Source organism: Paeniglutamicibacter sulfureus, from assembly GCF_039535115.1.
GTDB lineage: Bacteria > Actinomycetota > Actinomycetes > Actinomycetales > Micrococcaceae > Paeniglutamicibacter > Paeniglutamicibacter sulfureus.
The window spans coordinates 1,879,333-1,897,903 of sequence record NZ_BAAAWO010000001.1 but is presented as its reverse complement, the minus strand read 5'-3'; the positions used below and the strand labels follow the sequence as shown (position 1 = coordinate 1,897,903).

At 63.9% G+C, this 18,571-nt stretch carries 18 protein-coding genes; 13 read left to right on the top strand and 5 right to left on the bottom strand.

The genetic code is table 11. The features are described from left to right. The first annotated feature begins 40 nt into the window (after nt 1-40). Nucleotides 41-1,603, top strand: coding sequence for a PucR family transcriptional regulator (locus ABD687_RS08690; protein WP_310292074.1), 1,563 nt, complete (start codon nt 41-43; stop codon nt 1,601-1,603). A gap of 28 nt (nt 1,604-1,631) precedes the next feature. Here the strand turns inward: ABD687_RS08690 and ABD687_RS08685 are convergent, their stop codons facing one another. Further along, nucleotides 1,632-2,294 carry a GntR family transcriptional regulator gene (locus ABD687_RS08685; RefSeq protein ID WP_302264832.1) on the bottom strand — a complete coding sequence of 221 codons (663 nt, stop codon included), beginning with the start codon at nt 2,292-2,294 and terminating at the stop codon, nt 1,632-1,634. Nucleotides 2,295-2,463: 169 nt separating this feature from the next. Here ABD687_RS08685 and ABD687_RS08680 point away from each other — a divergent pair, with 169 nt between their 5' ends. From ABD687_RS08680 to ABD687_RS08650, 7 genes are read left to right on the top strand one after another with little or no spacing between them, the layout of a single operon-like run. After that, nucleotides 2,464-3,504, top strand: a complete 1,041-nt coding sequence (locus tag ABD687_RS08680) for a Rieske 2Fe-2S domain-containing protein (protein ID WP_310292076.1) — start codon at nt 2,464-2,466, stop codon at nt 3,502-3,504. A gap of 5 nt (nt 3,505-3,509) precedes the next feature. Further along, a complete protein-coding gene (locus ABD687_RS08675; protein ID WP_310292078.1) occupies nt 3,510-3,959 on the top strand; it encodes a hypothetical protein in 450 nt (149 codons plus the stop codon). Then, a complete protein-coding gene (locus tag ABD687_RS08670) occupies nt 3,956-4,996 on the top strand; it encodes a succinylglutamate desuccinylase/aspartoacylase family protein (protein ID WP_310292081.1) in 1,041 nt (346 codons plus the stop codon). Before ABD687_RS08675 ends, ABD687_RS08670 begins: the two co-directional genes overlap by 4 nt. 56 nt (nt 4,997-5,052) lie before the next feature. Next, nucleotides 5,053-5,985 (top strand): ABC transporter substrate-binding protein, encoded by a 933-nt coding sequence (locus ABD687_RS08665; RefSeq protein WP_310292082.1) that lies wholly within the window; start codon nt 5,053-5,055, stop codon nt 5,983-5,985. Nucleotides 5,986-6,000: 15 nt separating this feature from the next. Then, complete coding sequence (locus ABD687_RS08660) at nt 6,001-6,936, top strand: amino acid ABC transporter permease (RefSeq protein WP_302264838.1); 936 nt, start codon at nt 6,001-6,003, stop codon at nt 6,934-6,936. Then, nucleotides 6,933-7,736, top strand: a complete 804-nt coding sequence (locus tag ABD687_RS08655; RefSeq protein WP_310292084.1) for an amino acid ABC transporter ATP-binding protein — start codon at nt 6,933-6,935, stop codon at nt 7,734-7,736. Before ABD687_RS08660 ends, ABD687_RS08655 begins: the two co-directional genes overlap by 4 nt. A gap of 45 nt (nt 7,737-7,781) precedes the next feature. Further along, nucleotides 7,782-8,753: a PDR/VanB family oxidoreductase gene (locus tag ABD687_RS08650; RefSeq protein ID WP_310292086.1), complete on the top strand. Its 972-nt coding sequence runs from the start codon at nt 7,782-7,784 to the stop codon at nt 8,751-8,753. Here ABD687_RS08650 and ABD687_RS08645 read toward each other — a convergent pair. Beyond that, nucleotides 8,750-10,699 (bottom strand): acyl-CoA dehydrogenase family protein, encoded by a 1,950-nt coding sequence (locus ABD687_RS08645; protein WP_310292088.1) that lies wholly within the window; start codon nt 10,697-10,699, stop codon nt 8,750-8,752. The two genes, ABD687_RS08650 and ABD687_RS08645, sit on opposite strands and share 4 nt — an antisense overlap. 170 nt (nt 10,700-10,869) lie before the next feature. Next, nucleotides 10,870-11,541, bottom strand: a complete 672-nt coding sequence (locus ABD687_RS08640) for a helix-turn-helix transcriptional regulator (RefSeq protein WP_302264844.1) — start codon at nt 11,539-11,541, stop codon at nt 10,870-10,872. Nucleotides 11,542-11,637: 96 nt separating this feature from the next. Between ABD687_RS08640 and ABD687_RS08635 the strand changes: the two genes are divergently transcribed. Both ABD687_RS08635 and ABD687_RS08630 read left to right on the top strand, forming a co-directional pair. Then, nucleotides 11,638-12,045, top strand: a complete 408-nt coding sequence (locus tag ABD687_RS08635) for a DoxX family membrane protein (RefSeq protein ID WP_302264846.1) — start codon at nt 11,638-11,640, stop codon at nt 12,043-12,045. 500 nt (nt 12,046-12,545) lie between these two features. Further along, a complete protein-coding gene (locus tag ABD687_RS08630; RefSeq protein WP_302264848.1) occupies nt 12,546-12,830 on the top strand; it encodes a cupin domain-containing protein in 285 nt (94 codons plus the stop codon). A gap of 116 nt (nt 12,831-12,946) precedes the next feature. On the opposite strand, the gene ABD687_RS08625 is transcribed toward ABD687_RS08630, so the two are convergent. Together ABD687_RS08625 and ABD687_RS08620 are read right to left on the bottom strand one after the other, a co-directional pair. Beyond that, entirely contained in the window at nt 12,947-14,374 is a 1,428-nt protein-coding gene (locus ABD687_RS08625; RefSeq protein WP_302264850.1) for an aspartate aminotransferase family protein, read from the bottom strand. Next, nucleotides 14,371-14,808, bottom strand: coding sequence for an Lrp/AsnC family transcriptional regulator (locus ABD687_RS08620; protein WP_071213195.1), 438 nt, complete (start codon nt 14,806-14,808; stop codon nt 14,371-14,373). The genes ABD687_RS08625 and ABD687_RS08620 overlap by 4 nt, the downstream gene beginning before the upstream one ends. A 318-nt stretch (nt 14,809-15,126) precedes the next feature. Between ABD687_RS08620 and ABD687_RS08615 the strand changes: the two genes are divergently transcribed. The 3 genes from ABD687_RS08615 to ABD687_RS08605 all read left to right on the top strand — a co-directional run bounded on the left by ABD687_RS08615 (nt 15,127) and on the right by ABD687_RS08605 (nt 18,561). Continuing rightward, nucleotides 15,127-16,362 (top strand): polyamine ABC transporter substrate-binding protein, encoded by a 1,236-nt coding sequence (locus tag ABD687_RS08615; protein WP_302264858.1) that lies wholly within the window; start codon nt 15,127-15,129, stop codon nt 16,360-16,362. Between the two features lie 103 nt (nt 16,363-16,465). Further along, nucleotides 16,466-17,620 (top strand): ABC transporter ATP-binding protein, encoded by a 1,155-nt coding sequence (locus tag ABD687_RS08610; protein ID WP_264269991.1) that lies wholly within the window; start codon nt 16,466-16,468, stop codon nt 17,618-17,620. Continuing rightward, a complete protein-coding gene (locus ABD687_RS08605) occupies nt 17,617-18,561 on the top strand; it encodes an ABC transporter permease (RefSeq protein ID WP_302264861.1) in 945 nt (314 codons plus the stop codon). Before ABD687_RS08610 ends, ABD687_RS08605 begins: the two co-directional genes overlap by 4 nt. Nucleotides 18,562-18,571: the final 10 nt, after the last annotated feature.

The window sequence follows — 18,571 nt, the reverse complement described above, 5'->3', positions numbered from 1 at the left end:
GCCACCAAATCATGAACGAATCGAGTGAAGGTGAACCACCGTGCTTTGCTTAAATGAAGTTCTGAAAAATAAGTCTCTCGGCTTGGAACTCGTTGTTTCCGGATCCCTCGATCCCGAAATCAGTGGTGCACATAGTTCGGAAATACATGATCCGGCCCGCTGGTTGGAACCGGGAAACATCATGCTGACCACCGGCATGCGATTCCTAGACGAGGCGAATACAGAAGCGGCTTTCCGGGAACTGGTGGCCTCGCTGCGTCGAGCTAAGGTGGCTGCCTTGTTTTTCGGTGTAGGCGTGTATTTTCAGTCTGTTCCCGACGCGTTGCGCCGATGCTGTGCCGAGGCGGGATTTCCGCTCGTGGCGGTTGCACCGGAAATCCCATTTCGGCACGTAGAAAACTACATCAACCAAAACGCGTCGGTTCCTGACGGTTATGGAATCAAACGCATGATGTGGCTGACCAATGACCTGCTCGATAGCGTCGCTTCAGACACCCCGATCAAGTCTCTAATTGCTCGTCTGGGCACCGCTTGCCGAGGGACTGCCGTGCTCTACGAGGATTCGGGCGCCATCGTCGAATCGACGGGTGACGGGCCAACCAACCTCATATTCGCGGCAATCAATGGCGGCTCGTCCCACTTTGACCGAATAGCCATTGGTCGCTGGGAGGTCATGTACCGTTCCATGGTCTTGCGTGGCCGGGGCTACCATTTGGCCATTGCCACGCGTCAGGGATCGATGCTTGACGACCTCGGCGATGTCCTGCTTGAAACCACCCAGCGGATGCTCGGGGCCATCAAAGGCATCAGTCACCTGGACACCTCGAGACAACGGCATGAAAACGCCCAATTGCTCACCAGTTTGCAGGACGGCATCGGTGTCTCCCGCGAACTGCGCTACTGGGAACTGTTGAAGCCCTATGGGTTCAAGGGCTTCGAGCCTGTCCGTTCGGTGGTGGCCAGCACCCTTGGAGATGAACTGCTGTCGCGGGGGAGGGTAGACGCGCTGATTGAATCTGCGGAGCGTATGGGCGTGCCCCTTCTCTTTGCAGAGAACGGAAAGACGCCGGAGGTCCCCCCGGGGTTCCACGCACTACTTCCCGATTCCAAGGCAAGTGAACAGTGGCTGGCGTCCGGTGCGAAAGGCTTGATGATCGGTTTGAGTGAGCCCTTGGGGTCGCTGGCGCAGGTTCCCGAGCAATTCCAGGATGCCGAACTTGCCGCGAGCATAGCTCGGCGGTGCGCCGTCGGCGATGCCGGGACGCATGGAAGTCTGGTGCGGATGGATGAGGTTGATCCCGCTAGCTGGTTCTTGGCACGTCTCAAGAGCCCGTCCGACCGCAAGCGGCTTACCCGATACGTCCAGCCGCTGCGGCATGAGAAGGAACTGGTGGAAACCATCCAGGGATACCTGGCCATGGACCAGGACGTTGCCCGAGTTGCGGCTTGGCTCTACGTCCACCCCAACACCGTCCGTTACCGGATCAAAAAAGTCGGCGAGATCCTGGGCGGGAACCTGAACGATGTAGGGCTCATTGCCAATCTGTACCTTGCCTACCAAGACGAGATCCTGCGGATTCGCCGTTCCGGAGCAGGCGGATAGCACCGGCCCGCTCCTAGACTTGCCTGACTCACCCGCGCGAGGGCAGGGCCTGCGGGTCGATGTCGCCGGCGTCGTGGCAGTAGCCCAGGACCCGGATGATCGTTTCCAGGTCACCGGCGGGGAGCGCCGCCAGGATGTCCCGGTGCGCCTGCGCAATGGAGGCTTGGTGCTCGGGCCCCAGCTGGTAGGCGCGGGTGATCCGCCGCTGGATCGGGTGTCCCCAGATGCTCCCCAGGGTCTCGCGCAGGTATTGGTTGGGGCAGGGGTCGATGAGCCTGAGGTGGAATTCCTTACCGAGGCGGAACTGTTCCTCCGCGTCGGTGGGTTCCACCGTCTCGAATTCGTCGATGAGCGCCCGCAGCCGCACCAGTTGTGCAGGGGAGTGCTTGCCGATGGCCTGTGACATCGCCAGTTGTTCCAGGTGGTAACGCACCTCGAAGACGTTCTGCACGTCCTGGGCCGTGAGGTCGTTGACCACGTAGCCGCTCCCGGGCACCAGCGTGGCCAGGCCCTCCATCGCGACCTGGGCCAGCGCGTCGCGCACCGGGGTGCGGGAGACGCCGTATTGGGCGGCAACCTGTTCCTGGACCAGGGCGGTCCCTGGCTTCAGCGCGCCGCTGACGATTTCGGACGCGATTTGTTCGTGGACGCGTACCGCCAATGGCCGTGCGTCGTGGACTCCCGTAGCCATGCGTCTCCCTGAAAATGTTTCCTCGCGGTTCCCAGCAGTCTAGCGTGCGGTTTTCGTTCTCCGACGAGGCGCTGGTGGTGCGGGTCACAAAAAACCCTTGACCCATCTGTATCCACTGTATACGGTGAATACAATTCATCGCGTTCCATCTCCCGACAAAGGAAAAAACATGTATGTCTTGAACACCTGGTACGTGGCGGCCTGGAGCAACGAGGTCGACCGCAAGCCGGTAAAGCGGGTGATCTGCGAGCAGCCGCTGGTGCTCTTCCGCACCCAGAACGGAACGCCCGTGGCCCTGGCCGACCGCTGCGCGCACCGCGCCTTCCCGCTCTCGGAGGGCCGCACCATCGGGGATTCCATCGAATGCGGCTACCACGGCTTCACCTATGGGGAAGACGGCATGTGCACCAAGGTCCCGGCGCAAAGCACCATCCCCGAGCGTGCCAAGGTCCGCAAGTACCCGCTGGTGGAAAAAGACGGCTGGATCTGGGCCTGGATGGGCGATGCGGAGCTGGCCAACCCGGCGGACGTGCCGGACACGCACTGGATGACCGACCCCGAGTGGGCCACCGTCACCCACTCCTTCCATTTCAAATGCCGCGCCGGGCTGATACACGACAACCTGCTGGACCTGACCCACGAGTCGTTCCTGCACAAGACCACCGTGGGCGACGACTACATCTACGAGCACGGCATCACCGTCGAGGTCGAGGGCTCGGTGGTCAGCGTCGACCGGCTGATGCCGTCTGTGGAGGCCCCGCCGCTGTACGCCGACACCATGGACGCCCGCGGTCTCTTCGACCGCTTCCACTGCACCGAGTTCTTCGTGCCCAACCTGCACGTGCTGCACTCCGGGATCACCGGCGAGGGCAAGCCCCGCGCGGAGGGCTACCTCATCAAGGTGCTCAATGGCATCACCCCCATCGACGAGCGCAACTCCTGGTACTACTACGCCTTCAGCCGCAACTTCGCCGTCGACGACGCGCAGGCCACCGAAGACCTGCGGGTGGGCCTGAACACCGTGCTGCAGGAGGACGCCGACGCCCTGGAGGCCCAGGAGATCGGCATGCAGTCCCGCCCGGCCGGCGAATTCGACGTGCTCATCGCCCAGGACGGCGGCGTGGCCAAGGCCCGGCGCATCCTTTCCACGCTGATCAAGCGCGAGCAGGCCTCCGACACGGCCCGGCCCGTCGCCGGTGCCAGGGCCTAGCCGCCATGTGGTTGCTGGTACGAGCCGATTCGCTCGACGACTACTGGGGCGCCGACGCCGGAACGCGCACGCTGGCCGCTTGCCCGGACACCGGCGAGCGCGGGGACCCATGGCGCTGGACCGCGCGGCTGGCCGAGCACGCCACCGGGTCCGAGGTGCTCATCGACGCGGACCCCGACTACATCGGGGTGCAGACCTCCGTCTTCGCCGAAGGGCACACCGGGGTCGTTGAACGCCCCTCCGGGCACCAGATGGTGGTGACCTCGCTGCACGGACAGGTACTCATCTCCGCGGTCGACGGACCGTGGGAACGCTGGCTGAACCCCGGCGACGTGTTCATCGTGGAGGGGGAGGAGCACGAATCGCTGCGCCTTTCGCTCACCAATCCCGACGCCCGCGTCTCGGTCACGATGCTGGCCCCGCGCCGCGCCGCGGCACTGAGGTGGGTCCCGTGAGCGCCGCGGCAACCCGCGAGGCCACGGCGGCGGCGGTGTTAACCGGGATCGACTTCTCCGCCACCGGCAAGCAGCTGGGTTACGGGCACGTGGTGCATTCCGACAATGTGCACGACGGCTCCATCATCCCGGTGCCCGTCGCTGTCATCTCCTCCGGGCCCGGGCCGGTTGCCCTGGTCGTGGCCGGCACCCACGGGGACGAGTACGAGGGGCAGATCCTGGCCCACGAATTGATCCGCGAGCTGGAACCCGGGCAGCTGAACGGCACCGTGATCGTGGTGCCAGCGGCAAACTCCCCGGCTGTGCGCGCCGCTGCCCGAGTATCGCCCATCGACGCCGGAAACCTCAACCGCAGCTACCCGGGCAACCCGGCCGGCGGCCCCACCGACCAGGTGGCGGCGCTGATCGCCGGGCACCTGCTGCCGCGCGCCGACTTCGTGATCGACCTGCACTCGGGCGGGTCGAACTCGACCTACCTGCCATCGAGCTTCATCTACCGCGGCCCGGACGAGTCGCTGTGGCGCCAGAAGCTGCGGGCGGTGCGCCAATTGGGGCTTCCCTATGCCATGGTGGTTGCACCGCTGATGGAACCCGGCTCGCTTTCCAGCGCCGGTGACCTCGCCGGAATCCCCACCATTTCCACCGAACTCTGCGGCGGCGGGACTGTGGACCGTTCCGCGCTTCAAGCCATGCGCCGTGGAATGCCGGCACTGCTGGCCGCGCTGGGGATCCTCGGGGCAAGTTCGGCGCCGGCGGAACCTGCCGGCGAACCGCAATGGCTGGAACTGGTTCCCGAATCCCCGGTGACCTCCACCGTGGCGGGGCTCTTTGAGCCGCTGGTCGGACTGGGGGACACCGTGAGCGCCGGCCAGGACGTGGCGCGCGTGCACTTCATCGACGAACTGGACAGGCCCCCGCGCAGCTTTGCCGCCCGAGCCTCCGGCGTTGTCGCAATCCTTCGCCGTCCCACCCTGGTCACGGCCGGCTCCCACCTGCTGTACATCGCTCCACCGATCGACATCTCCACCATCAAGTGATCCTCACCCGACCCGTGCCCCTTTCCGCACGGAAACCCATGAAGGAACGACTCGCCATGTTGAAGAAAAACACCGCACGTCTGTTCGCAGGCGGACTTTTCATTGCCCTTGCCGCCACCGGTTGCACCACGGTCTCGCAGGCCGAAGCACCCCAAGGTGCCGGTGCCCCGGCGTCGGGTTCGGCCTCCACCGCGGCACTGGGCGTCAACGATGCCGCCCGCGCCCTGCTGCCGGAGGAGATCCGCGAGGCGGGCGTGCTGCGCATCGCCTCTGACCCGACCTACCCGCCGTTCGAGTTCTACGACACCGACAACAAAACCCTGATCGGGTGGGACGCCGACATGGGCGATGCCATCGGTGCGGTCCTCGGCCTGGAGGTCGAACACGTACCGGCGACCTTCGACACCATCCTTCCGGGCCTGGCCTCCGGCAAGTACGACCTGGGCATGTCCACTTTCAGCGTGACGGAGGAACGCCGCAAGGTCGTGGACTTCGTTCCCTACCTGCAGGGCGGAACCGGCCTGGCCGTGGCCCCGGGCAACCCGCAGGGGCTGAGCGTGGACGCGGCCTCCCTGTGCGGCAAAGCGATCGCCGCGCAGAAGGGCTCGATCCAATCCCTGGACATCCTGCCGGCGTTCTCCAAGTCGTGCACCAAGGCCGGGGACGCGGCGATCGACATGCAGTTCTTCCCCACGCAGAACGACGCGAATCTTGCACTGACCTCGGGCCGGGTCCAGGGCGTCATGGCCGACTCGGTGTCCCTGGCCTACCAGGGAAAGCTTGCGGGCGGGAAGTTCGAGGTCGCCGCCGGCCCGGACTACGAGCCCGAGCTGACAGGCACGGCGTTGGGCAAGAAGAGTGAATTGCTGCCGGCCATCCAGGCCGCCACTACCGCTGTACTTGAATCCCCGGCCTACCAAGAGATCAACACCAAGTGGGGGCTGCCGGAAAGCACCGAAATCACCGTCGCCGACGTCGTGCTGAAGTAGCGGAAGGTCCACGCCATGACCCTCATGACCGAACCCAAGAAGACCGCGGCGTTGGGTGACGAATACTCCATCGTCAAGGCCCGGCACCCGGGGCGATGGCTATCCGCCGCAGTGATCCTGTTCCTGGGATTGCTACTTGCCCGCTCGGTGGTCACCAACCCGAATTTCGGGTGGGAAACCGTAGGGATGTACATCCGAGACGTCTCCATCGTGCGCGGCATCGGCATCACCCTGGAACTGACCGCCATCTGCATGCTCATCGGCATCGTTCTGGGGGTGGTGCTGGCCGTCATGCGGATCTCGGCGAACCCGGTGGTGCGCACCGCGGCCTTCGCCTACGTGAACTTCTTCCGCGGCACCCCGGTGCTTGTCCAGCTGCTCTTTTGGTACAACCTGGCCGCGCTCTATCCCTCGATCACCTTCGGCATCCCCGGGGTGGACCTGGATGCGAACGCGATCATCACCCCGCTCACCGCCGCGATCCTGGGCCTGGGCCTGAACCAAGCGGCATACATGTCCGAGATCGTGCGGGCCGGCATCCTCTCGGTGGAGCACGGCCAGTCGGAGGCCGCAGGCGCCCTGGGCATCAACCGGCTGCAGACCATGCGGCGGATCATCCTGCCCCAGGCAATGCGGGTGATCATCCCGCCCACCGGCAACGAAACCATCGGCATGCTCAAGACCACAGCGCTGGTCTCGGTGATCTCGGTTCCCGAGCTGCTCTACTCCGCGCAGGTCATCTACGCGCGGAACTTCGAGACCATCCCGCTGCTCATGGTGGCCAGCATCTGGTACATCGTGGTCACCTCCATCCTGAGCGTCGGGCAGTTCTACCTGGAGCGCCACTACGCCAAGGGCGGGCAGCGCAGCCTGCCGCCGACCCCGTGGCAACAACTCAAACGCTTCGTGCGGGTCCACGACCCGCTGACCGGCAAGGGAGCCAGGAAATGAGTGCGACCACCATGGAAACCGCCGTCACGGCCACGGCGCCGGAACCGATGATCAAGGCCGATGCTGTCCGCAAGAGCTACGGCCAACTGGAGGTGCTCAAGGGCATCGACCTGCAAGTGGCCCGCGGGGAGGTCGTGTGCCTGATCGGGCCCTCGGGCTCGGGCAAGTCCACGCTGCTGCGTTGCATGAACCACCTGGAATCCATCGAGGGCGGGCGCATGTGGGTGGACGGGAAGGTCATGGGCTATGACATCAAGGGCAGCAAGCTGCACGAACAGCCGCATGCGAAGGTTTGCCGATCCCGCACGGAAATCGGGATGGTCTTCCAGCACTTCAACCTCTTCCCGCACATGACCGTGCTGGAGAACCTCATCGAGGCCCCGCGTCTGGTGCTCAAGGAAAGTCGTGCCGCGGCGTCCAATCGGGCCATGGTGCTGCTGGATTCGGTGGGTCTGGCCGACAAGGCGAAGGCCTACCCGCGCCAGCTCTCGGGCGGGCAACAGCAGCGCGTGGCGATCGCCCGTGCGCTGTGCATGAAGCCGAAGGTGATGCTCTTCGACGAGCCCACCAGCGCCCTGGACCCGGAGCTGGTCGGCGAGGTCCTCAAGGTCATGAAAGACCTGGCCGCCACCGGCATGACCATGGTCGTGGTGACCCACGAAATGAACTTCGCCCGCGATGTCGCGGACCGCGTGGTGTTCATGGACAACGGGCACGTGGTCGAGTCGGGCCCTGCCAAGGACGTCATCGGCAACCCGCAGCACGAACGCACCCGCGCCTTCCTGGCCTCGGTCCTCTGAGACATCCATCCATTCATCCAGTCATCCTCGAAAGGGCACACAGCCATGTCGACCCTGGAATTTATCGAAACCGTCGTCCACCGCATCACCAGAGAGTCCGACGGCGTCATGTCCCTGGAGCTACGCCACCCGTTGGGGCAGGAGCTGCCCGAATGGAGCGCCGGGGCACACCTTGACGTGATGCTCCCCAATGGATTGATCCGACAGTATTCCCTCTGCTCGAATCCCGGGGTGCGGGAATCCTGGCGTCTGGCGGTGCTGCGCGAACCCGCGGGGCGCGGCGGTTCGGCCTATGTGCATGACGAACTGCGCCCCGGCACCAAGATCCAGGTGCGCGGGCCCAAGAACAACTTCGTCCTGGCCCAAGCGGGGGAGTACGTGTTCCTGGCCGGAGGGATAGGCATCACCCCGATCCTGCCCATGGTGCGGGCCGCCGCCGCGGCGGGAGTGCCCTGGAAGCTGGTGTACCTGGGCCGCAGCCGGGCGAACATGGCCTTCCTGGACGAGCTGGCGGTGTACGGGGACAAGGTGGACATCCACGCGGACGACGAGAGCGGCTTTTATCCGCTGGCCGACTTGCTGGACGATCCTGCCGCCGGTTTCCACGTGTACACCTGCGGTCCCGGGCCCCTGCTGAAGGTGGTCGAATCGCTGGCCGGGTCCTGGCAGGATCCGTCCCGCCTGCACTTCGAGCGCTTTGCCGCGGATCCCGAGACGGCTGGCGCGGCCGTGTCGCCGCACCAGGGGGACCACGAATTCACGGTCCAGGGCACCGACGGAACCGAGGTCAGCGTCCCGGTCGGTGTGAGCATCCTGCAGGCCCTGGAAAATGCCGGCATGAGCCCGCTGAACTCCTGCCGCGAGGGGATCTGCGGCACCTGCGAGACCCCGGTGATCTCCGGGGAGATCGACCACCGCGATTCCCTGCTCTCGGATGGGGAACGCGAGGCCGGGGACACCATGATGATCTGCGTGTCACGGTGCAGGGGCCAACGCCTGGTCCTCGATCTCGGCTAGACGCCGTAGGGGCGCCTCCGGTCCGGCAACGTCTCGGTGGACCAGGGAGCGATCCATTCGCCGGTGCCCTCCGAGGGATCGAGGATGCCTTTTTCCAACCAGGTGAAGTCCCCGGCGAGCACCTTCTTGGACAGTTTCCGATCGGTCTTGTCGCTGTTGGCCCACAGGTCCCGGAATAGGGCCTCGCAGCGGTGCTCGGCCTGTTCGCAGAACGCCAGGGCCAGCAGCTCGGCCGAGGCCGCGTTGGCCGGGTCCCGCGTTCGCATGAGCTCGACCCGGGAAATGCAGGCCGCCATGGCAAAGAGCTCAGCCCCCACATCAACGACCCTTCCCAGGAACGCCTGGTGCTGTTCCATCCCCGCCTGCCACTTGGCCATGCCGGCGAAGGTGTGCCGGGCCAGGCGGCGTGAGGCCCGCTCGATGAAGCGCAGGTACTTGGCAAGCCTTCCGTGCTCCGCATAGGAGTTGGGAAGCAACCCCGACCCCACGGCGAGGGTCGGCAGCCACTTCGCGTAGAAGCCGGAGGCGCCCATGGCGGCCTTGGCTTTCGCCTGCAGGTCCGAGTCCTTGTCGGCAAGTGCGCCGGCGGCCTTGAGGTGCGCGTCGACGGCCTCGCGGGCGATGAGCAGGTGCATGATCTCGGTGGAGCCCTCGAAAATGCGGTTGATGCGCAGGTCCCGCAGTGCCTGCTCCACGGGTACAGCTCGTTCCCCGCGGGCCCGCTGCGAGGCTGCGGTTTCGTAGCCGCGTCCGCCGCGGATCTGCAGCAGCTCGTCGGCGATCTTGTAGGAGACCTCCGAGGAGAAGAGCTTGGCCAGCGCGGCCTCGATGCGCACGTCCTTCATCCCGGCGTCGGCCAGGGCCGCGGAAAGCTCGAAGACCGACTCCAGGGCGAAGGTGCTGGCGGCAATGTAGGCGATTTTCTTGCCGACGGCCTCGTGCCCCCCAACGGGCCTGCCCCACTGAATGCGGGCGTTGGACCATTCGCGGGCGATCTTCAACGACCATTTCCCGGCACCTGCGCACATCGCCGGAATGGACAGACGGCCGGTGTTCAGGGTGCTCAGGGCGATCTTCAGCCCGGCTCCCTCCTTTCCCAGGCGGTTGGCGGCCGGGACCCTGACGTCGTGGAAGCGGGTGACGCCGTTTTCGATGCCGCGCAGTCCCATGAAGGCGTTGCGGTTTTCCACGACGATTCCGGGGGAGTCCGCTTCGACCACGAAGGCGCTGATTCCGCCGCGGGCCGTGGTTCCGTCTGGCAGTTGGCGGGCCGGAACGGCGGCCATGACCACCAGCAGCTCTGCAACCACCCCGTTGGTGGTCCAGAGCTTGGCACCATTGATGAGGTAGCTTTGTCCATCGTCCGCGAGGACTGCGGTGGTGCCCAGTCGGGCCGGGTCGGATCCCACGTCGTTTTCGGTCAGCAGGAAGGCCGAAATCGCTCCGGCGGCGCAACGGGGGAGGAATGCCCGTTTTTGTTCCTCGGTGCCGAACATCTTCACCGGTTCCGGAACCCCAATGGATTGATGGGCCGAGAGCAACGCGCCGAGGCTTGGACTCAGGGTGCCCAGGAGCATCAGCGCCCGGCCGTAGTCGGCGAGGTCCAGGCCCAGGCCTCCGTATTGGGTGGGAATCTTCATGCCAAAGGCGCCCACGTCGCGCAGGGCCTTGATGTATTCGTCGGGGATCCTGGACTCGCGTTCAATGACGCCCGGGTCGAAGTCCTTGACGGCCGTGCGCAGGGCCTCCATGAAGGCCGCGCCGCGTGCCGAGGCTTCGGGGTCGGGTTGTGGGTGGGGGTGGATCAGGCTCCAATCGAAATTACCCATGTACAGGCCCTTGGCGAAGCTGGGCCGATCCCATCCCTGCTCGCGTGCGGCCTCGGCCACCTGCCGTGCGGCCTTCTCATCGATGCGTTCACCGGAGTGTTTTTCGTCAATGCTCATGGCGCTTCCCCTGTCGAAAACAAGGGGCCTGCCATGCGGACTCACAGGCCCCGACGTATTCATGTCAGCCTAGCCGCGGCCATCGGTTGCCGATAGGGGGGGCTTCGGTGTCCTTGCCCGAGGCAGTGTCGGTCAGGTAAATTTTATGAAGCCGTCGAATTCCAATGCGGTTATGACTCCAGGGGGTCCAACCTCACGCAGCAGTGGTGCTGGTGCGTGGGTGGATCAAGGCAGACCCGGTATGGTGCTTCGGACCCGTCGACCACCGCCGTGAGCAGCTCGAGGTTCATGGAGCACACGGTGTCCCTGTGGTTTGCCGAAAGGTGGTGGAACGGACAGTCGAGGAGCTCGACAGAGCCGTCTCGGCGGACCTCCGGGCGGTATCCGTGATCCGCCAGCAGCTGGGTCAATGAGCCTGCGCGGGTGCCGATCACCTGTCCGGCCTCCCGGGCGACCTCCGCCAATACGGTGGTGACCGGCCGGTCTTCGGTGCCGGCCCTTTCGATGGCCTTTGCCATGAGGTCCGCGGCCAGGGCGTATTCGCGGTGCGGCACACTGGCCGCCACGTCCAGATGCGCGGCCGCGTAGAGCTTTGCCGGCCGTCCGGAACCCGGGCCGCCCTTTCCCTTAAGCCGGCGGAACTCCACGGTCAGCAGCCCTTGGTCGGCCAACTTGTCCAGCTGGAAGGCCACAGTGTTGCGGGGCCACCCGAGGGCCGCGGCGCACTCGTCCCGCCCCACGGCTGCCTCACTGGTTCGCACGAATTCGTACACTGCCTTGCGTACCGGATCCGCCAATGCGGCCACGGCCGAGAGCCCTTGATCACCCGGTGGAAACTTCATGGCTCCAGTGTAAATCTAAAGCTAGTATCTGTTGACTTAGAGACGATTGCGTTTCTAAAATTAGGCATCATCACTTTAGAAAGAAGGGCCGACATCATGGCCACTCACACAGTGAGTGCTGCAACCGAACGCAGCGCCAAGCTCAACCACCAAGCGTTCGTGCTCCTGCGAACCATCTTTACCGTCGCGCCGATCGTCTTCGGGCTCGACAAGTTCACCAACATCCTCACCGATTGGACGCAATACCTGGCACCCCTGGCCACCGACATCATCCCGGTCAGCCCACAGGTGTTCATGTACGTGGTCGGTGTCGTGGAGATCGTGGCCGGAATCCTGGTCGCGCTGCGCCCCAAGATTGGATCGTTGGTCGTCGCCCTCTGGCTGCTGGGCATCATCGTCAACCTGCTCGTGCTGCCGGGCTTCTTCGACGTCGCCCTGCGTGATTTCGGGTTGCTGGTAGGTGCACTGGCGCTGAACAGGCTTGCAACGGCACGCGGAGCCTAGCTAGCGCCGTGTTCGGCGATGGCCGGAGTTTCCATCCGCAAAGGATTTCAGGGTCTGGGAAGTTCATGATGAACTTCCCCGGCCCTTCTTCGTGAAAGCAGTGGGGGAAGGTCGACTTGTTCTTGCGTGTCTTGTTCTTGCGCATCTTCTTGCGCATCGCCGACTTTTTTCGGCGATGCCTCGGGTCCTGGGGCCAGCAACACGGTGGTGGGCGACGTCAGCCAACGAGGCGAGAGCCAGGCGGCAGTGAAGCGTGGTTCGGCTGCCCTACGACGCGGTTTCCTCTGCCGGGACTACTTCCTCAGGATCGGAATCCTATTTCGGGGCCCGGCCATTTTTCTTGTCCTGACTATTGGCATTGAGACAGAATGAGAGCGGCGAGGCACGCCGCGGCGCTGTTGCCGGCTTTGCCCGGCTACGCGCCCGCGAACCGCGGCAGCCCCCCTGGCTTCCACCCGAACATTGGTCGAGTACCGAAACATGGAAAGCGAACGATAACGATGACACGTCCTGCTGCCACTGCCACCATCCAGATTGAGAATGAGCGCATACGCGTCACCGAATGGCGTTTCGCCCCGGGGACGGAGACCGGCTGGCACGTCCATCCCGCAGACTACGTCGTGGTACCGATGTCCACCGGTGAGCTGGGCCTGGAGACAAGGGACGGTGTCGTCGTGAATTCCTTGCAGGCGGGGGTTTCCTACACCAGGGTCGCAGGCAGCGAGCACAATGTCTTCAACGACGCGGCCTCCGAGTTCGTGTTCGTGGAGATCGAACTCAAGTAGCCCGGCCTTCGCGCCGACAGGGACGGAGCAGGGGCGCGAAAGGACACCACAGCAGAGCAGGGGCGGGAGCCGATGAAACCCATCGACTCCCGCCCCTGCTGACGACCGAGCACTTTCTAGAAGTGGTTTTCCGCTTCGGTCAACACCGACCGCAGGATCGACTCCATCGCATCGAACTCCGGCGGGCCCACCGTCAGTGGCGGTGCCAACTGGATGACGGGGTCCCCGCGGTCATCGGCGCGGCAATACAAGCCGGCGTCAAAGAGTGCGGTGGAGAGGAAGCCGCGCAACAGGCGCTCGGACTCATCGTCATTGAACGTCTCCTTGGTCTTCTTGTCCTTGACCAACTCGATGCCGTAGAAGTAGCCGGCGCCGCGCACGTCCCCGACAATCGGCAGGTCCTTGAGCCTCTCCAGAGTGGACTTGAAGATCGGGGCATTGTCCTTGACCCGCTGGTTCAGGCCCTCGCGCTCGAAGATGTCCAAATTCGCCATCGCCACGGCTGCAGACACGGGGTGCCCGCCAAAGGTGTAGCCGTGATAGAACGTGGTGTCCCCGTGCTTGAACGGCTCGAAGAGCTTCTCCGAGGCGATCATGGCACCCAGCGGAGAGTAGCCGCTGGTCATGCCCTTGGCGCAGGTGATGATGTCCGGCACGTAGCCGAAGTCATCGCAGGCGAACATCGAGCCGATGCGGCCGAAGGCACAGATGACCTCGTCAGAGACCAACAACACGTCGTACTCGTCGCAGATTTCGCGCACCCGCTGGAAGTATCCCGGCGGCGGCGGGAAGCAACCGCCGGAGTTCTGCACCGGTTCAAGGAAGACCGCCGCTACGGAATCCGCCCCCTCGAACTCGATCGCCTCGCGGATGCGCTCGGCGGCCCACAGGCCGAAGTCCTTCTCGTTGTCGGCGAACTGCTCCGGGGCGCGGTAGAAGTTGGTGTTCGGCACCCGGAAGGTCCCGGGCACCAGCGGCTCGAATGGTGTCTTCATGTCCGGCAACGACGTGATGGCCAGAGCGCCCTGCGGGGTGCCATGGTAGGCAAGAGCGCGGGAAATGACCTTGTGCTTTCCCGGTTTTCCCTGCAGCTTGAAGTACTGCTTGGCTAACTTGAATGCCGATTCGACGGCTTCTCCGCCGCCGGTGGTGAAAAAGACGCGGTTAAGGTCGCCTGGTGCGTAGTTGGCCAGGCGCTCGGCCAGGTCGATGGCCGGTTCGTGCGCATAGGACCACAGGGGCATGAAGGCCAGTTTCTCCGCCTGCTTGGCCGCGGCCTCGGCCAGCTCGGCCCTCCCGTGGCCGGCGTTGACGACAAAGAGGCCGGCCAGGCCGTCGATGTAGCTCTTGCCCGCATCGTCGTAGAGCATGTGCCCCTGGCCGCGGGTGATGATCGGGACTCGGGCCCCGCCCTGTAAGGGAGAGTGGCGAGCCATGTGCATCCACAGGTGGTCCCGGGCGGCCGATTGTCGGTCGGTTCCCAGGGGCGTGGAGCTGGTGGAGGTGCTGGTGGAGGTGCTGGCGGTGGTGCTTGAAATGCTCATCGGGTACCCCAGTTATATTCCTGTTTGCGTAGCGAGAGATACATGAACGTTTCGGTTTCACGTACCCCTTCCACGGATCGAATTTCAGTGATGATACGAAGCAGGTCCTCATCATTGGCGCAAATGACTTCGGCAATGATGTCCGAAGGACCGGCCACCACAACGCAGTAGTCGACTTCGGGCAGGGCGGCGATCCGATCCGCTGTGGCAATGATGTCGCCGGTGGACCTAATGCCCAGCAGGGCCTGGCGCTTGAAGCCAAGCTGGAGGGGGTCGGTGACCGCAACCACCTGCATGACTTTGCTATCGACGAGTTTCTGGACCCGTTGCCGCACCGCGGCCTCGCTCAGGCCAACCGCTTTGCCGATCGCTGCGTAGGAACGGCGACCGTCCTGCTGCAACTGCTCAATGATGGCCTTGGAGGTTTCATCCATGATGAAACCGTTGGATGCTCCGTTGGGTGGGGACTGGGTCACTTCCTATCGACCTCCTGATCGATCAGACGGGTGTCCGTGCTCCGCGACGCGGCCCCTGCCACATTGCTTGAGAATGAGCATAGCCCTAAGGAATCAGTTGTGGAAGGGTCGCCTCACGGTTGATTTCCTTCGTGTGCGAAATGTAAGTCAACGAAAACTATTGTCAGCACAGATGATTCCTGACATGATCCATGTCAAGAGTCGAGCGTGACTGGGGTCACGATCACCCACTGCGCGTCAGGGGAAGACGCTGCCCAGTTGAAGGGGAATCCGAGAATGTCCAACCAGAACCAGCGTGAGCTGCCCAGGGATCCAGCGGTACGGGCCCTGGTCCGGCAGGCGCAAAGAATCCAGCTCTCGCGACGCAAGTTGCTGGCCGGTGCCGGGGGCCTTGGGCTCGCGGCCTTCCTGGCCGCCTGCGGAACCGGAGGCACGGGAAGCAACACCGCGAGCAGCGCCAGCGCAGTGAGCGACTTGTCCCAAAGCGACAAGAACATCTTCTGGGCCAACTGGACCCTCTACCTGGACTACGACGATGAGGCCAAGAACTATCCGACGCTGGAGGACTTCACCAAGCGCACCGGAATCAAGGTGAACTACGCCGAGGACATCGACGGAAACGATTCCTATTACGGCAAGGTCCAGGCGCAGCTCGCGGCCGGGCAGGACATCGGGCAGGACATCATGACCCTGACCGACTGGATGGCCGGCCGCGTGATTCGCCAAGGGTTCACCCAGGAGCTGGACCATGCGAACATCCCCAATATCAAAAACCTGCTGCCGAGCTTGCAGGAAGTCGACTTCGACCCGGGGCGCAAGAACTCGTTGACCTGGCAAAGCGGCTACGCGGGCATTGCCTATAACAAGGCAAAGTACCCCAAGGGCCTTCGGACGGTCTCAGACCTGTGGAATTCTGACCTCAAGGGCCGCATCACCGTACTCGATGAAATGCGCGACACCATGGGTCTGCTGATGCTCGACAACGGCGTGGACATCGCCGGCGGCTGGGGAGACACCGAATTCGCGGCCGCCACCGACGTGCTCTCCCAACAAATCGCCAACGGACAGATCCGACAGGTCAAGGGCAACTCCTACAAGGAAGACTTCATCTCCGGGGACGCAATTGCCGGAATAGTCTGGAGTGGCGACATCACCCAGATGAACTTCGAGAACGACGACCAGTGGGAGTTCGTGCTCCCGGAGGCAGGCGGAACGCTGTGGAGCGACAACCTCATGGTTCCCGTGGCATCTCCCCGCAAGGCCAATGCCGAAAAGCTGATGGACTACTACTACGAACCGGAGATCGCGGCCCAGGTGGCGGCCTACGTGAACTTCATTTCCCCGGTCCAGGGCGCCAAGGAGGCGATGGAAAAAATCGATCCGAGCCTGATGGACAATCCGTTGATCTTCCCCTCTGAGTCCGATCTGGCCAAGGCACACGTGTTCAGGTCCCTGAGCGCCGAGGAAGAAACCAATTTCAACGGCCAGTTCCAGACATCGATCGGCGCTTGATGCCATTCCTCGGACACCGCCGGGCCTCGCACCGGCGACCCGTCCGCGGGATGGCCGAAACCCCGGTCCACAACGAGTCCCAGCAAGTGATTGGCGTCCGATAATGACAACCACGACCACCCTGAAGGACCAAACCCAGCCCACAGCCTCCTCCGGAGCCGACCTCCACCTGGGCAATGTCACGAAGCGGTTCACGGATTTCACCGCCGTCGACGACCTGACGCTGACGGTGCCAAGCGGTACGTTCTTCGCCCTGCTGGGACCCTCGGGCTGCGGCAAGACCACCACGCTTCGGATGATCGCAGGCCTGGAACAGCCCACCAGCGGCACCATCAGCATCGGCGGCAAGGACGTCACCAAGCTCCCGTCCTTTCAACGCCAGGTGAACACGGTCTTCCAGTCCTACGCCCTTTTCCCGCACATGACCGTTCTGGACAACGTGGCCTTTGGACTCAAGCGAAAGCGGGTCAAGGATTCACTCGAGCGGGCCAAGGCGGCGCTGGCCATGGTGGAGCTGGACCACATGTCCGCGCGCAAGCCCATGCAACTCTCCGGCGGGCAGCAGCAGCGAGTGGCCCTCGCCCGCGCCCTGGTCAACCGTCCCGCGGTCCTGTTGCTCGACGAACCCCTCGGTGCGCTCGACATGAAGCTGCGGCGGCAAATGCAGGTCGAACTCAAATCCATCCAGACCGAGGTCGGCCTGACGTTCATCCACGTGACCCACGACCAGGAGGAGGCCATGACCATGGCCGACACCGTAGCGGTGATGAACAAGGGCAAGATCGAGCAAATGGGTGCCCCACGCGATTTGTATGAACTGCCCAGGACCGCCTTTGTCGCCAACTTTCTGGGCAAATCCAATCTCATGCCCGGAACCGTCACCGAGGACCTCGGCGACGCCGTCGCCGTCAACGTGGCGGGCCACCGGCTGGTCATGCCCAAGGAGCGGGCCGTGTCGCATCATGGTGCCGCCGTGGTGGGCGTTCGACCGGAGAAGATGCGGGTGATGAACGTGACCGACGAATACTCGGCCAGCGCCAACATGCTCACCGGCTCCGTCTTGGACGCCTCGTTCACCGGGGTCAGCACCGAATACCTGGTGGAGGTCCAAGGCATCGGAACCATCGCCACGTTCTCCCAGAACCTGGGACAAGCCCCGGCACAGCGCGGGGACACCGTCCGCATGACCTGGGAACCGGAATTCTCCTTCGGTCTCGACGGGTCAGAGAAGACCACAACAGGGCAGGACGCGGTATGACCGCCACCGCTGCCCGTTCGTCCCGGCGCAAGAGCAAGCCTCCACAGGACCTGCGCAGCGAAGAGGAAATCCTCGCCGAAAGGCGCAAGGGCCGGATCGGCCTGTACCTGATCATTCCGGGCATGGCCGTCCTGGCCCTGTTCTTTGCGGCCCCGGTCGTGGTGCTCCTGGGAATGTCGCTCTACGCCAGGCCCCCGGGAGCCGAAATCGGCGAGTTCGTTCCGGGACTCGAATTCGGCAACTACGCCACTGTGGTCAGCGCCTATTGGGAGGTGTTCCTGCGCTCGTTCATCTTCGCGTTCATCGCAACCGTTGCTGCCTTGGTCATCGGCTACCCCATGGCGTATCTCGTGGCGGTTCGGCTGAGGGGGCGGCAGCTGTTGCAGGGGATCCTGTTGGTGCTTTTGATCGCACCGTTCTTCTCCAGCTTCATCCTGCGCACCCAGGCATGGAAGCAGATTCTCTCCGACGAAGGACCGGTGGTGACGGTGCTGCGGGCCATCGCGATCCTGCCGGCGGACGGCCACCTCACCGCCACCGCTTTCGCCGTCGTGTGCGGGCTGACCTACAACTTCCTGCCGTTCATGATGTTGCCGATCTACGCGAACCTGGACCGGCTGGACACCAACCTCCTGGAGGCCTCGGGAGACCTGTACGCCAGTCCGCTGACCACCTTCTTCAAGGTGACCTTGCCCCTGTCGATGCCCGGCGTCTTTGCCGGAACCCTGCTCACCTTTATCCCGGCGGCCGGCGATTACGTCAATGCCGCACTGCTGGGGAACAACCGCGACACGGCCATGATCGGGCAGATCATCGATTCGCGCTTCTTCAAGGTTGTCGACTACCCCGGGGCCTCGGCGCTGAGCTTCATCCTGATGATCCTGATCCTTGCGTTGGTCATGATCTACATCAGGCGCTTCGGCACCAAGGAACTGTTCTAGGAAGGCTTGG

Excerpts from the sequence above, each read along its gene's own strand:
- ABD687_RS08685 (WP_302264832.1), bottom strand. The coding sequence starts at position 2,294 with ATGGCTACGGGAGTCCACGACGCACGGCCATTGGCGGTACGCGTCCAC.
- ABD687_RS08680 (WP_310292076.1), top strand. The coding sequence starts at position 2,464 with ATGTATGTCTTGAACACCTGGTACGTGGCGGCCTGGAGCAACGAGGTC.
- ABD687_RS08675 (WP_310292078.1), top strand. The coding sequence starts at position 3,510 with ATGTGGTTGCTGGTACGAGCCGATTCGCTCGACGACTACTGGGGCGCC.
- ABD687_RS08665 (WP_310292082.1), top strand. The coding sequence starts at position 5,053 with ATGTTGAAGAAAAACACCGCACGTCTGTTCGCAGGCGGACTTTTCATT.
- ABD687_RS08660 (WP_302264838.1), top strand. The coding sequence starts at position 6,001 with ATGACCCTCATGACCGAACCCAAGAAGACCGCGGCGTTGGGTGACGAA.
- ABD687_RS08655 (WP_310292084.1), top strand. The coding sequence starts at position 6,933 with ATGAGTGCGACCACCATGGAAACCGCCGTCACGGCCACGGCGCCGGAA.
- ABD687_RS08650 (WP_310292086.1), top strand. The coding sequence starts at position 7,782 with ATGTCGACCCTGGAATTTATCGAAACCGTCGTCCACCGCATCACCAGA.
- ABD687_RS08645 (WP_310292088.1), bottom strand. The coding sequence starts at position 10,699 with ATGAGCATTGACGAAAAACACTCCGGTGAACGCATCGATGAGAAGGCC.
- ABD687_RS08640 (WP_302264844.1), bottom strand. The coding sequence starts at position 11,541 with ATGAAGTTTCCACCGGGTGATCAAGGGCTCTCGGCCGTGGCCGCATTG.
- ABD687_RS08635 (WP_302264846.1), top strand. The coding sequence starts at position 11,638 with ATGGCCACTCACACAGTGAGTGCTGCAACCGAACGCAGCGCCAAGCTC.
- ABD687_RS08630 (WP_302264848.1), top strand. The coding sequence starts at position 12,546 with ATGACACGTCCTGCTGCCACTGCCACCATCCAGATTGAGAATGAGCGC.
- ABD687_RS08625 (WP_302264850.1), bottom strand. The coding sequence starts at position 14,374 with ATGAGCATTTCAAGCACCACCGCCAGCACCTCCACCAGCACCTCCACC.
- ABD687_RS08620 (WP_071213195.1), bottom strand. The coding sequence starts at position 14,808 with ATGGATGAAACCTCCAAGGCCATCATTGAGCAGTTGCAGCAGGACGGT.
- ABD687_RS08615 (WP_302264858.1), top strand. The coding sequence starts at position 15,127 with ATGTCCAACCAGAACCAGCGTGAGCTGCCCAGGGATCCAGCGGTACGG.
- ABD687_RS08610 (WP_264269991.1), top strand. The coding sequence starts at position 16,466 with ATGACAACCACGACCACCCTGAAGGACCAAACCCAGCCCACAGCCTCC.
- ABD687_RS08605 (WP_302264861.1), top strand. The coding sequence starts at position 17,617 with ATGACCGCCACCGCTGCCCGTTCGTCCCGGCGCAAGAGCAAGCCTCCA.